This window comes from Pseudomonas pharyngis (assembly GCF_021602345.1).
GTDB classification, from domain to species: domain Bacteria; phylum Pseudomonadota; class Gammaproteobacteria; order Pseudomonadales; family Pseudomonadaceae; genus Aquipseudomonas; species Aquipseudomonas pharyngis.
The window spans coordinates 34,641-49,398 of the sequence record NZ_BQID01000011.1 but is presented as its reverse complement, the minus strand read 5'-3'; the positions used below and the strand labels follow the sequence as shown (position 1 = coordinate 49,398).

Below are 14,758 nucleotides of genomic sequence, written 5' to 3'. Positions count from 1 at the left end.
GGAGTGTTCAGATGGCTGACGAAACCGATGACTCTGTTACCGGCCCTGTAGCCCCGCACATTGTGCCAACACTGGATGGCACGACTCAGACGCTTCCTTTTTCCAGAAATCTACAAGTTCCGGGGGGGGACTTCACCCATCAACGGACCTGGCAGGTTGATCTCTATAACGAATCAACTTTCGAGAGGACGCTTTCGTATGGTCAGACACCTTATCCCAGCATCGGCGTAACGATTAACGACACACACGGTTTACGTCAGGGTCGCTGTCAGCTTCACGTCCAGTACAAGATTGTTGATGGTGGATCTTCGGAGTGGGGATTTTCGGGTTTTTTTACGGTAATCCTCCCGGTGCGAATTACCGCACCCGCACAAAATTCCAATGTACAAAGGACGGTAACCATTTCGGGCACGGGGGCTTATTCAGGCGCAACAATAAAGATTTTGGTGGGTGAGGACGAATATGGGTCTGGGTCCGCGACCTCCTCCAGCTGGAGTGTTCAGGCCAGTAACCTCCCGATAGGCACGGCAATAAAAATCGTGGCCACTCAGACACTGAATGGCGTAACCACGCCGGCTTCGCCCCAGCTGTTGGTGAACGTTCTGGATGACGCAAGGGAGCCCATAATAAATCAGCCAAAAAACGGTGATGTGTTAACCGACCACGCAACCACGTTTTCCGGAACGGGAGAGAACTCCGCAACTATTAATCTCTTTGAAGCCGGAAATGAAACTGTAAGTTACGGTTCGACTACGGTCATGGGCAATAGCTGGAGCGTGTCCGCAACCCAATTACCAGAGAGGGTCATCACCTTTCAAGCCCGGCAAAGTCACAACGGAACTACGAAAAGGTCCAATCTCGTCTCTGTCACGGTACAGATTACGCCCGAGCGTCCGGTTATCGATAACCCTGCGCCCGGTTCAGTTCAGAACAGTACATTCCCCATGGGCGGCACAGGGGGCGTTGCTGGAGCTGTCATGGAGATACTCCAGGATGGCAACCATTCAATCAAACTCGGTGAAGCTCCAGTCGTCGGCGACAGATGGACTGTGCAGGTGAATGTCGACCCGGGGCGGCACTCACTGGTCGCCCGGCAAACCAAAAAAAATGTCCCATCCGACGTCAGCGACCCTCGATACTTCGACATCCGCCCACCCGCATTGACCAAGGTCAACGTCACTGTTCCAGTCGCAACCACCGTGAAGTTTGACGGTGATGGTCATGAAGGTGCCACGGTCGTGATAACGGTGGTCAGTGGCCCGGGTGGAGCGGCGCCGGGGGAAGCAAAAGTCGTAAGCGGCAAGTGGGAAACCAGCGCAACGAACTGGCCCGATGGCCTCTACAAGATGAGTGCGATCCAGAAGGTTTCCAACAACGCGGGGGGCTGGATCGAATCTGCGCCATATTCGTTCGAACACCTGTTCAAGTTTCCACCTCCCTCCGATGTGGTCTCCACACCGGACTACACGACGACGCTCTCCGGCAAAGGTGTTTCAGGCGCTACGGTGTCGCTTTATGACTCTGACGGAACCACCAAAATCGCTCCGGATGCCCAGGTCAATTCCGGCCAATGGTCCAGTAGAGCCTATGTCGAATGGGGGCCTACGTATGATCGAATCGTTCGCATCCGACAATCCCTGAATGCCCAGCAATCCGAATTCGTCGAGCACAAAGTCCGCATTCCTCCGATTGCGCCCGGCATTGACAGGGTTCCACCTGAGGGGCTGTCGCCCACCTTCACCGGTATCTGCGAACTGAACGCCCGGGTCAATCTCGTGTTCAGCGGTAGCGGCACCTCGTACCCCGCCACGGTGACCGGCAGAACCTGGAGCTATCAGCGTGCGGCACCTTTTGCCCCGGAGATCGACCATACCGTCACAGCGACCCAGATTGCCGCCCAGCAGACTTCGCCTGCGGCCACCGAAACGTTCCGGCTCTTCAAGCCCATGATTCCGCCGGTCATCACTCAACCTGTAAAGGATTCCGAAGTCGGTCGTGACGTGATTTTTCAAGGAAGCGACGGTATGAACGGTGCCACGGTGTATTTGTGGGACTACGTGAGCGGCGATCCTTTGGGCGATAAAAAGCTGACTGCCGACGGGCCATGGGAAATCCTTGTTGAGAAGCTGAAATTTGGCCCTTGGGTGGTTCGGGCAAAACAGGAGATCGATGGGCGGGAGTCGGCGGACAGTGAGTCGCATCCCTTTGATGTCGTGTTGCTTGCCCCGGAGTTCACATCACCGCAAGAGGGCGGCAGACTGACACGAACTTCGATGATCGAAGGTCAGGGGGAACCGCTGGGGACGGTCGATGTTTTCCTGGAAGGTACTACCGAGCCGATACTCAAACAGGTGCCAATAGGCCTCGACGGCAAATGGAAAGACGAAGTGACATTGCCCGTGGGACAGAAAGTCATTCGGGCCAGGCAATATTTCGAAGACCAGACCTCCAGAGACAGCGTGCCGGTGAACTACAGCGTGGTTCCAGCCCCTCCGGTGTTGGAAACTCCTGTGCCGGAAGCGCATGTGGGCCAAGGCTCGGTCGCGTCAGGTTTCGGCGTGCCGGGGGACAGGATCATCGTCTGGATGATCCGTGTCGGGGCGGTGAAGGCAGGAGAAACCACGGTGCAGGCCGATGGTACCTGGTCAGTCGCCATGAACGTCACGCAGCCCTCTCGAGAAAACCACTTGGTGGTGACGGCCACGTCGGACGATTTCCAGTCCGACGGTTCCGCTGCGCGGAGAGTGATTCTGGGCACCTACCAACCCGTCATCGAGAAACCCGCCGAGGGGCAACCGGTCAGTGATCCGGTTCGTTTTGCAGGTTTGGGCCGAGCGGGCGTCTTGCAGGTCCGAAGCTGGTTCAACCCTGAGCGAGAGTGGGCGCAGGCCACGGTTTCCGGCGGCAGCTGGCAAGGCGATGCGACGGGACCGTTACCCTCCGGCGGCCAATGGTGCTGGATCCACCAAACCATCACCGACGATGCTGGCGGCGCGACGATTTCCGACCATGTAATGAGCTCGCGCTTTGAGGTCGACCCGACGTCGCCAGGCAAAAATCCACCTGATCATTCCGATAAACGGCGTGCATGACTGTCATTTCTGACAGTTGTCATGAGCCGCCGACTGGCGCCAAATCGAATCAACCGAACAGATGACCTGCCAACACGTGCGGGTCGTCGGGATGGCTTTTACCGCAAGGAAATTCACTATGGCCAAGACCCGCAAACGTCCCGCCGAGCAAATGTATGAACAATTGTTCCCTACCGGTGCGCGCCGCCAAGAATATCCTGACCTGCAAGCCTATCTGAGCCAGGGTGGCTCGATTTTTCCCTTGGTGGAAAAGGGTATTGAGGGTCTGGTGAAGGATTACCGGATGAGTCGCGAAGATGCGCAAGCGTTCCTGCGCCAGGCCAGCAGTATGGCCATCTACATCAGGCGTCGGTTCATCGAGCATTCCTTGACGGGCGGCCAGCAGGAAAAAACCGGGAAAGCGCTGAAAAAAGCCTCATCAAGCGGGCTGCTGTCAATGGTTCCGGGACCCACTTTCGAGACATTGTTCAACCCGGACTTTGACGGTTCCTGCCCACCGAATGCGCTGGAAAGCAGGTGGTCACCTGTGGCTTATCTGGTCGAGCTGTTGCAATGGGTCAGCGAGCGTATCGAGAGTGTCGGGGACACCGAGTCTGATTACCTTCTGCACAACCGTCGCACCGACCTGAAACAGTTGGATGTTGATTTCAACGCGGTTTATCAGTCGATCTCTGCGGTCGACATCATCAACCATGTGCTGGAAACGTTCATCAAGACACACGGGGCAGTGACCGATCTGGTAGATGCCTTGCTCAAGGCGCGTTACCCCAATGAGCTGCCTTACTTCCAGCATTGGGTCACCATCGACTCGATAACCCGGCAGTTGGGCATGTCGGTGGGGAATTTCGCCCACATGGTTGACCTGCAGTTTCCTTACTTTCTGCGAGCGGCCGGCTGGGACGAAGATGCCGGCCGTGCGCTGGCCCATGCATCGCGTCTGGGGCCTTACCAGCGAACGTTGTTGACTGAGGCGCGAGCAGACTTCGAAGACCGGGAAACCTTCTTCAACGACAACTACGGTTCGGATAATTACGATAAGTATCAGAATCTCAATCAGTTGAAATTTTTCGGCGAGCGGACTTCACTCGATGTCCCCGGCGTTGAATCTCTTCTATCGTTCGGCGCGTTTGCACCGGTGCGTTCCGCGAATGTGGCATTCGCGGATGAGCCGTCACCAGGCCCGCAAAGCGCACGTTTCGGCTCAGTCTACGTAAACGCCGCAACAGACCCGCCTATCGTTGTTGAGGACGCCAGCCTGCGTCAAACACTGACGATTGGTCCGGATACGCAGGCTGATTTCGAATACTACGATCGACTGAACCGCAAGGTACGTCTGGACAAATGGCTGGACCTGCGCAGTTTCGAGGTGGACGCAATGCTGGTGGCCGCCATGCGCGCAGACGTGCGCGGTGGAGCGAAGGCCGGTGATTGGTGGATAACCGATAACGTGGTGCATGCACTGGGGCTGTTCCAGCTGCTGCGTGAAAGGTATGGATGTGAAGCGCTGGACTTTGCCGCCTTCCTGGATGAGATAGCGGTATACGGAATCGGCGAAGAACCCTCGCTGTTCGATCAGGTGTTCAACGGGCAGGGCGACTATCGCCAGCCCTTCATGCTCGATGGCAAGGATTTTCCGGCGATACCCGCAACAGGTAGCAGCGACCCGACGGTCATTCAATTGTGCAGTGGTCTACAGATCGATCTGTTGACCTACGGTTACCTGGCACTTGCGATAGCCGATGCTCAGGGACTTGGTAAGAACCTGAAACGTACGGCAGCGGTCGTTTCAGCCTTTTACCGGTTGGTGAAGCTGGCGCGGTTGCTGGGTGTCACACCGGTCGAAATTGTGCTGATGTTGACCTTGATGGGAGAGGGGAACAGCTGGCTCAACGGTCTGGCGGGTTTGCCAAGAATCAATGCAAAACCGGGTGAAACGCCGGATGTCTTGAATCTCATCTATGCGCTGCATTCGTGCGTAGGCTGGTGCAAGGATCGCAACCTGCCGGTACTCGGGATGTTGCAGATGGTGGCGGAACCCCAAGCCAGTGGCACGGCCACCGAAGCGCAGCTGCAATTTTTTGAACAAGTAGCAAATCTTCTGCCAGCAACCCTGTTGACCAATGCCGGATTCCTGATGGCCGACGTTCCGCCTGTGCCTGCGGGAAACTGGCTCAAATTCCTGGATTCGCTGGCCGACGCCGATGGCCTGGTGCTTGCTTTCGCCGGGAGCGAGTCGCAATACCTGATCAAAGCTCGCCAGCAGCTGGACCTTGCAGTGCAGGATGGTCTCCCGGTCATGGCTCCCAAGCTGCGCGCCGACATCGTCGAAAAAATGCTGGTTGTTCTGTTGCAGACCAGGGAGGCGCAAGTCTCGTTGGCCAAGGAAGCTTTGGCCGTCCTGACCAGCCTTGATTCCGAGCTGGCAATAGGAGCTCTCACTTGGGCCGGCACCACGGTCTATCGACTGCTGCACGAGGCCTCCGGGCGAGTCGCGCAGAACCCGCAAAATGTCCGAAGCGAGCGCTTCGTCGAAGTGGATCCGCTGCTCAAGGCTTTGGCCAATGTGCAACGCTTGAGTGCGGTCGTAACAGCACTGGGGCTGAGTGCCACCGTGCTACAGGAATATCTGGATTATGGTCATCGGGCGTGGCTCGGCCAGTCGAGCAAACACGAATTCTCGATGAGCACGCTCTATTACCTGGCGGCGCTCACCCGTGCGTTCGAGATGAGCGAGCAGCCAGCGCAGGAACTGCTGGATTATCTGCGTGCCGTTGACGATCTGCCAGGCAACATCGCCGGAGATTCACTGAGGCTTGCCCAGGAAGCCGGCTATATCAAGTTGGCGAGGTTCTTTCGCTGGAGCGTCGAGGAGGTGCGCGAGTGTGTTTTTCACATCGATCCATCGCTCAAGATTCTGAAAACCCTGCATCAACTGGATCTGTTGATGCGCATCCGCACGCTGGCGGAGCACAGCGGTATGGATGCCCGGACGATTTTCAAGCTTGGCAACTTGCCGGAGGCCATTGACAAGACGGCCTACGCTGAAGCGGCCGAGCACGCCCTGTTGAGCCAGTCGGAAACGCGAACGCTTGATCCGCAGCTTGCTCTTGATGCGGAGTCACTGGTCGACAGGACATACGAGGTGGACTACACCGAGGTCGTGGCCAACAAACCGGGAGCGAAAATCACCTTCACCGTGACACTGAAGGATGCCGAAGGAGCGCCACTGAAGGGCATCAGGGTGTACTGGCAGGCCAGCCTCGGCACCATCGCGACAAAGGTCACCGATGATAAGGGAGTACTCCAGGCCGAGTTCATTCCAGGCGAGGTGCTGGGTAGCGATACGCCAAGCTTCTGGATGGATCTGTTCAGGCCGGTCAACGTGACCGAAATTCGGGTTGTTCCCGACGCCACGACATTGTTCTTCCCAGGTCCCTTGATGTCCCCAATTCCGCTGGCGAGCGTACCTGCGGGCGAGGATGTGCAGTTGTACGCCGAGCTGCGGGACGACTTCAAAAACCGTGGGCCAAACCAGCTCGTAGAGTGGCTCGCCTTACCTGCCGAAGGGGATGAAGGCAAGTCGGCCGTCATTCGGCCATCGGGGCAATCCTTCACCGATCAGCAAGGGCTGACAAAAGTATTTGTCCATGCGCCTGAAGGTGGAACGTTCACATTTGAGGTCCGCAGCCAAAGCAGTAATAAAAGCGCTTTTTTCGAACCGATCCCTTTCCTGCCGCCGGCTTGAGTCGGGTCGTTCGCGGGGCGTGAAATTACGATGATTGCTTGAGGAGCAAAGACCATGGCATCGATTGGCAACATTGGCGGGTTGCAGGAAAAGCGTCGTCAGGCGTTGCTCGCGTACGCCATCGGGCAAATCCGCAAAGACAACGTCAAAAAGTACCCCTTTGTGAGAACGCCGGATGATCTGCTGGAACTTCTTCGGCTGGATCCTCTGGATAGCCATCTGGTGCAAAGCGCCAAGGTCGCCGAAGCGGTGAGTTGTGTGCAGCAGTACATTCACGCGGTGTATCACAAGCTCGAGCCTGGCTTTGAGAAAGTAGAATTCGAGAGGAAGGATCTGGAAGCGTGGAATTATTCCGGCGACTACTCGACCTGGGCGGCGGTGAAGATGATCCAGACCTATCCGGAAAACGTCGTTCACTCGTCTGTGCGTATTGGCAAGACCAGCCTGTTCAAAACGTTTGAAAACGACTTGAACCAGGCACGTCTTACGACTGACAGCGTTCAAGCAGCGATGCAGGCGTATCTCGAAGAATTCGTGAAAATTTGCGATCTGGAAATGGTCAGTGCCTATATGGACGGAACGTCTCCGGAACGGGCGGATTATTATTTCATCAGTCGTACACGCAGTGATCCGCGCCAATACTATTGGCGAAAGGCCGAGGTTGAACTCGGATCCGAAGAAACTGCGTTGAACCCGGCAGCCTGGAGTGAGCAGTTGCCTGTGGATATTCCTGTTGACGTACGGGTGCTGGATACGCGGCCAGTGGTCTGGAACGGGCGTCTGTGTGTCGTATGGGCCACCTGGCGCGACAGGATCGAGCGACAGGATCAGTTTCTATACGACAGACTGGACGTTTACGTGGCCTTCAAGCGCCAGAACGATCAGTGGTCGCCGCCGACGACGTTGCTCACCCGGGAATTTCCGGAACGAACTTCTCCGGATGGCGCCCGGCTGATCGCCACCGTCCGGTTTGATTATCAGGATCACAAGAGCAAACTCGGGGTATTGCTGACCACAAGCACCGGCGCCATCCAGGAGAGCATGGTGCATGATGTGTTCTTGCGCCCAGTCCCTCATGACAATGGCGCCTGGCTCGAGCATGTGGCGAGCAAGCGCTTCACTGGCGGTGAGATGATTCAACATCCGCTGATGAATCAGCCGGGGGTGGTAGCCAGTGATTCGCCGGCAGGCGCTCTGACGGGGTTTCTGGGACTGCACGCCACGGCTCATCGCGTCGGCGCGGATGATGTGCTGGTGGTTCAGGGTTACTGCTGGTTGACAGGGCTTTCCGGAGACGATGTTTCCCTGACGTTGACCTTGGTAGACAAGCTTCCTGGCGACCCCGATCCGCTGACCGCAAACTATAAACGGGCAGGCGGCTGGAACACCACTTCGCAGGTTTTTACTCGCCCCAAGGGTTCCTGGACACAACCGGTTGTCTTCACATTCGGCGGTAGCGTCCAGGGGACCAAACGCTTCGAGGTGCGGGTCAAGGATCTGACGGATTTCGTTGTTCCGACCTTGCACAAGAACACTCAGAATGCGGCGCAGTTTCTATCGTTCAACCAGGCGCATCTTGCGCTCAAGTTCACCCGACTCAATACGCTGTTCGGCCCCGAACTGGTGTCGCTTGCCAGCATTTCCGTCGATGCCGTGCTGGACTGGTTCACTCAGTTCCTGAAGGAGCCAGGGCCTTCGAGTGCGCCGTTCAAAGAGCCAAACGGTGCGTTCGACAGTGCCAACGGCCGTCATTTCTGGGAGCTGTTCTTTCACATGGCGCATCTGGTCGCCACGCGTCTGCGCGATGAGGAGCGTTTTCAGGATGCGCTCGACTGGCTCAATTACCTGTTCGCTCCCCAGGCGCCGGCTGATCCGGAGGATCCGGCTGATCCGGAGGATCCGCCCGAGGGCTACCCGAGACCGCAGTATTGGCGATGCCGGCCGCTGAACAGTGACGGCAATCCGGGACATGAAGCCTGGAACCCGATGGACCCCGATGCCATTTCCTATGGGAAGCCGAGGCACTACCGGATTCTGGTGTTCTGCGAGTACGTTCAGACATTGATTGCAAAAGGGGATTGGTACTATCGCCAACTGACCCGAGACAGCCTGACGGCGGCCAGACTGTGTTACGTCCATGCCCAGTTTCTGATGGGCAAGGCACCGTCGGTTCGCGCAGTGAACCGCTGGCAATCGATCAAGCTCGGCGCTCTTTTGTCCGCCAGCGAGTCGCGACCCAGGCTTGAGGCTTTTGAAAAAACACTGGCGTTCAGCCTTGGGGATTTTCCTCTGGCCACCGATGCCGACGCCCGTTCAGGATTGCTCGGCTCGGACATTTTCATAGCCCCTCTCAATGAGCAGCTGCTTCGACTTTACGCGTTGCCTGGCGAACGGCTGGATAACTTGCGCAGCAATCGCAGCATCGACGGTACGCCACTGCTCATTGATTTGTACTCTGCGCCCGCAGATGCCAGACAACTGATGCTCGATCTGGCTGCCGGGAGCAGTGGTGCGCCAAGGCCGATGGGTGGTCGATTGAAAGTCATCGCTTTCCGCTGGCGTGTCTCGTTCGAGGTCGGGTTGCGCGCTGCGCAGCTGTTGTCGGAGTTTGGTGCGCAGGTCCTGAACCTGATGGAACGAGCGGACCAGGCTGAGCTGCAGGAAACCCAGCAACAGCAATTGGTGGAGCTGGGCGACTTTGCTCACAAAATGCAGGAACAGACCCTCGAACAGTTACGCCTGCAGGTCACTGCACTGGAGCAGAGCAAAGCCGTGGCACAAGAGCGTGCCGACGCTTACGAGCGACTCTATGTGGAAGACGTTTCGGCGGTCGAATACGAGGTGATGGACAAGATTCAGCTTTCGAAAACGCTTTCACTCAGCGCTTCCAGCCTCAAGCCGGCAGCCGCAGTCATTGCCTCGCTACCCAACATTTTTGGATTGGCGAACGGCGGACACAGGCTTGACCAAACCATCGATGCCGTGGTGTTCGGGCTGAACATTGCCGCCTCGGTCAAGCAAATGGAGGCCGACAAACAAGCGACGACCGAAGCCTACCGGCGCCGCCGCAATGATTGGGACCTGCAGCGCAATTTGGCACTTGCGGAAGTCCGCGCGCTGGATGCACAGATCAGCGCGCAGAGACAATCGGTGCTGGCGGCTCAGACCAATCTGGAGCAGACCCTGCGAGCCAATGCCCATGCATTGACGCTCTTCAACTTCCTCAAAAAGCGCGCGACCAGGGCCGAGCTGTTCAGATGGATGCTGGGACAGCTCAAGGCGTTGCACTATCAGGCTCACGATGCGGTTGCCAGCCTGTGCCGCAGTGCGCAGGCATCGATGAACGCCGAGACCGGCGATTACGATTCGCTGCGCCCGTTACCTCAGGTCTGGCTGGACGCTCGCCACGGCCTGACGTCGGGTGAGCATCTGCGAATGTGGCTGCTGAGTATGGAGCATGACTACATGCAGCGTTATCAGCGACGGCTGGAGCTGCGCAAGACGATATCCCTGCGCCAATTGTTCGATGACACCATTGATCCTCAGTTCGCTCTTTACAGCTGGTCGGAAGCACTGGGGCAATTGAAGAAGGGATCGCTGGATTTCTGCCTGACCCAATTGCTGTTCGATCGCGATCATCCGGGGCATTACTGCCGGCAGATCAGTTCGGTCGCGGTCCATCTGCCCGTCGTGAAAGGCGCTTATCAGGATGTGCATGCAACGTTGGTGCAGATCAGCAGCAAGATCGCGACCAAGGCAACAGCGCAATCGGTCGCGCATCTACATGATCCTGCGGGTTCCGCAGCGCCTTCCGATGTGTTGATCAACCTGCTTGCCGGCCAGTCGATTGTCGTATCGACGGGACTGGCCGATAACGGCCTGACCAGTCAGAAACCCGACGAAGGCTTGCTCAATCCGTTCGAAAACACCGGAGCGGTCTCCTGCTGGCAGTTGAAGTTCCCCTGGCCGCTAAAAGAACCACAGGCCGCCATCCTGAATTCCCTGACGGACATCATTCTGGAGATCTGTTTTACCGCCAGGGCGGGCGAGCCGACCTTCGTGCGTCAGGTCGAGGACATGGTGACCTTGGCCGAGTCACCCGACAAAAACAAAAAACGCAAAGGAGCGGGCAGACATGCGTAAACAGAATGTGCTCGCCAACCAGAGCCTGGTGAAAAATGGGTCATTCCGTCAGACCTTGACCGATTGGACGGTGTACCCGAGAGGCAGTACCTGGGTTCGGGTTGTGGGACAGGATTACAACGGCCTGCCAGTCAATACATTGTCCGTCGGGTATGCGGCCTCAGTCAGCCAGGAAATCGTCGCACCCATGGATCCAGGCGTTAACGCGGTCTATGTCCTGAAGTTTCTGTGTGAGTCGCGTCATACCGGCACTGGTTTGGTACGCATCAGCAGCGAGGGGATGCCGCCACTGGAGATTCAGATTCCTCCTGGTCGTCAACGCAACGCAGGACAGCCGCTCGCGTTTGAGCCGGTCCCGTACGAGGTTGTGCTGGATTCGACGTTCAGCAAGGGTGCCACTCTGACTTTCAGTGTGACCAGCGCGCCAAGTGAGCCTGATGACTATCATTTGTTGCTGTACCTCACTGACATCACCATCGAATTACACCTGCAGCCGTTGGTGTTGCAGGCCTTCAGCCTCGACGAGGAGTCACACCCGCCGACCGCACTGGTGCCTCTGTGCCTGGGGGCGCAGGATCTTGGGATCCATCGGCTGGAATTCGATGTCGCAGACGGGAATACCTGGCGGGGTACCGATTACTCCCTGGAGGTAGACGACAATCCGCTGGGGGCGATCGTCGCCGATCCTGACTGGTCGGTTGATCATCCGCTGGACGGGCGTCGTTCGCTGCGTTGCCCGCCGCTCGACCTGACTGCGCCACATTCGATGACACTTACGCTGTTCAATCAGTACACCGCCGAACCCTATCGGTTGGTGGCTTCGCTGTGGCATCACCGGTTGAAATTTCTGCAAGTGCAGGAGGCGGCTTATTTTCCGGTGCTTGAGTACAACGAAAGCGTCGAGCTGGGTGTGCAGGTGGGATCGTTTTACACGGGCCAAACCCTTGAAGGGCTAACCGTTGCCTGGACCGTGGTCGGGGCATCCATTCAGGTTGTGACCGTCACCGATGCGGGTGGTTGGGTTTACTTTCCTTTCGAGCCGGATGTTGCGGGGATTTTCACTGTCGTCGCCTCGGTCGCGAGCCTTTTTTATGCTTCGGGTGTTGTGACGCAGAGTCTGGAAGTGCAGGTATTGGCGAAGAGCCCCTGGCCGGAGGTCATGGCCGTAGTCGCTGACAAGGCAGATCCTTGGGCGTTAAAGACCGGATGGCCAAATCGGGGTTCTCCTTATCAGCTGTTGGTCACGGTGCCAGATGTTTTGGTGGGAACGACCCTGTCGCTTGGATGGGATGGGGATTCCCAGGAGCAACTTGATGTCGGCGTCAGTCCGGCGATCAAAGAAGAGGTGCCGATAACGTCCACTCTTCAAATGCTTTGGACGATGATCAATGGGGATAAGCTGGACGGCCGCTTCAGGTTGCAGTTGATTTGCTCGAAGCTACTCAAGCCATCGCCGCATAAAAACATGCGCCTGGCACGCAACGAGATTGAGATAGGCAGGGTGCGCGAGGCGGATAAAACCTGCGTCGTGGATGAGAACGAAAGTGCTACCGTTCAGGTCGAGGTATTGCATCTGGTGGCGGCTGGCAAGGGTGACCCGGTTCAGGGAGCGTTGGTCAAGTGGCTGTTGCCGGGCGGGAGTGCTGTTGATTCGACCACCGGCGCAGGTGGCTGGACCAGCTTCAACTGGCAGCCGCCCAGCGCCGGAAACCATTCGGTTGTTGTACAGATCCAGGCGCACCCGGACGCCATACCGGTCGAGCGGACTTTTGTTATCCCTGCAGATGCGACCAGCCCATGGAAAAGCCACGTCAGGTTTTTCCTTGATGACGTTGAAGTTGAGCGCAATACGCTTGGGTTGCTCTGCCGCCGTGGACAGACCCATACCCTGAAAGTCTTGCCGAACACCGCCAGCCCGTGGATCGGGAAAAATATCAGCCTGCACTGGCGCAAGGCGGATCCTGTGATCGGATTGACCATCAGTGAGTTGGGGTCACCCAAAACGCTGCGCTCCGAGGGTGTTGAATGGAGGTTTTCCTCTCAGGCAGGCACCAGTCAAAGCCGGCCGTTCGAAGTCGAGTTGCATATTGAAGGCGATGCCAGTGTCCGCGAATTGTCCGGGCGTTTGATGCACCCGGATCTTACGGTAGAGCTGAGCCTGCTGCTCGATCAGGTTTTCGCACCACTGACTGGTCAACCGTTCCACCCCTGCCTGGGTGCGCTTCATCAGTTCAATGGGTTACCCAATGCGCTCAGCCCATTACTGGGACTGGAGCTGCTTCTGGAGTGGACGGGAACGTCTGCCGACGAGTTGGGTGCAACGGTCACCCCTGCGCTGGACCGGCCGCAGCGCCTGGACGCCGGCGGGGCGATATGGGCGCTGGACTTTATCCGTGCGGTAGCCGGTCAATTCATGCTGACCTTGTCTTTACCTCAGCTTGGTTTTGCCTTTACTGCCACCCCTATGGTGCTGGATCACAACAAGCTCAGGCTGACGGTGCTGCGAGGTCCTGCGATAGACCCTGTCGTCGGGATGGACAAGGCGTGGATTTGGGCCTGGTTGGTTTCTCATTTTTCCGGTGAACCGGTTGCAGGTGCAACGGTGACATGGGAGGCCGGAGACACAACGGTTGAAGTCAAGACCGATGACGAGGGTAAAAGCGGTTTTGCGTATGAACCGAAATCCTCCGGAGTGCATCCGGTCACTGGTTCGATCACCAGCCGTTTTGACAACTTTCAAGAGTCGCGCTCGACAGAGGTTAACGCTTTGGGCGTCGATCCCTGGGAGCAGATGTTGTCCGCTTTCGACGGATTGCCCCAGCATCGGCTCGGTACAAAAACCTACTTCCCGCGCCGCAGCGCGGAGCATGCGCTTGAGGTTTCGGCACCCGTCGGCAATGCCTTGATCGGACGCACGCTGACACTGGGGATGAGCGGCGAGGGGCCTGCCGCGCTGGGGTTCGCTTTCATCCCGGCCAACACGCTTGGATTGGCACGAGTATTCAACGGTACTTTGCAGTTTCCGTTCTCTGTAAAAGATCTGAAGGACGGCAGCTGCGCGCTGCGCCTCGCCGCCGAGCGGCTGGCGCGACTGTCGCCGCCGATGCATATGTCGGTGGGGAAAGGCGATCAGGTGCTGACGATCAGTGCCGCCAGTCGTGCCGCCCCGACCCTTTATTGGGGAGAGGCGTTTGTTGGAGTCGTGAGCGTTCGCTCGTCGATAAGCGGGAAGGCGATGGTCGGTGTGGAGGTCAATTACTCAGGAGAAAACGGAGAGATTTTTACCATGGTCACGGACTATTACGGGAATGCGAAAGTGCAGTTCGTCCCGAAAACTCCTGGTCCGTCAGCTGTGATTTGCTCCGTGGGGACGGGGGCGTCTTCGCAGTCGGTTACGCTCCCCTATGAGTTGTTGGAACCACGGGAAATAGCGTCGCTCACCAGTCCGAATACCTCAGGTCCTGTCGGGACAAGAGTTTCAGCAGAGATCCTGGTGGTGTCGGCGCGCAATGGCCAGCCACTGCAGAATGTCGAAGTCAAATGGGCATTTTTGGACCAAGTCCTTCCACCGTCGACGACGGACGGTGCGGGTAAGGCGACGGTGGAATTCAGACTGCCCAACATGAACCGTGCGCTTCTCGAAGCGACCGTTGTGGGTGGGCTTGCGGGTTGGGAAGGAACACATCTCGAATTCAGAGTGATACCAAATGAATAGTTCGTTGGTTACTTCTCAGACCTGGCTGCAGAACTTCAGGCCATACGTAAATGGCGTAAAAGT

Annotated in this window: 4 protein-coding genes; all 4 read left to right on the top strand. The window is 57.4% G+C overall.

What is annotated here, in order from left to right:
* The first annotated feature begins 11 nt into the window (after positions 1–11).
* The 4 genes from L6D74_RS21710 to L6D74_RS21695 all read left to right on the top strand — a co-directional run bounded on the left by L6D74_RS21710 (position 12) and on the right by L6D74_RS21695 (position 14,695).
* Positions 12–3,092, top strand: coding sequence for a hypothetical protein (locus tag L6D74_RS21710; protein WP_236190312.1), 3,081 nt, complete (start codon positions 12–14; stop codon positions 3,090–3,092).
* Positions 3,093–3,210: 118 nt separating this feature from the next.
* On the top strand, positions 3,211–6,837 hold the full coding sequence (locus L6D74_RS21705; protein WP_236190310.1) for a Tc toxin subunit A: 3,627 nt from the start codon (positions 3,211–3,213) through the stop codon (positions 6,835–6,837).
* A gap of 54 nt (positions 6,838–6,891) precedes the next feature.
* Positions 6,892–10,980 carry a Tc toxin subunit A-related protein gene (locus L6D74_RS21700; protein WP_236190309.1) on the top strand — a complete coding sequence of 1,363 codons (4,089 nt, stop codon included), beginning with the start codon at positions 6,892–6,894 and terminating at the stop codon, positions 10,978–10,980.
* Positions 10,973–14,695, top strand: coding sequence for a hypothetical protein (locus L6D74_RS21695; protein WP_236190308.1), 3,723 nt, complete (start codon positions 10,973–10,975; stop codon positions 14,693–14,695). The genes L6D74_RS21700 and L6D74_RS21695 overlap by 8 nt, the downstream gene beginning before the upstream one ends.
* Positions 14,696–14,758: the final 63 nt, after the last annotated feature.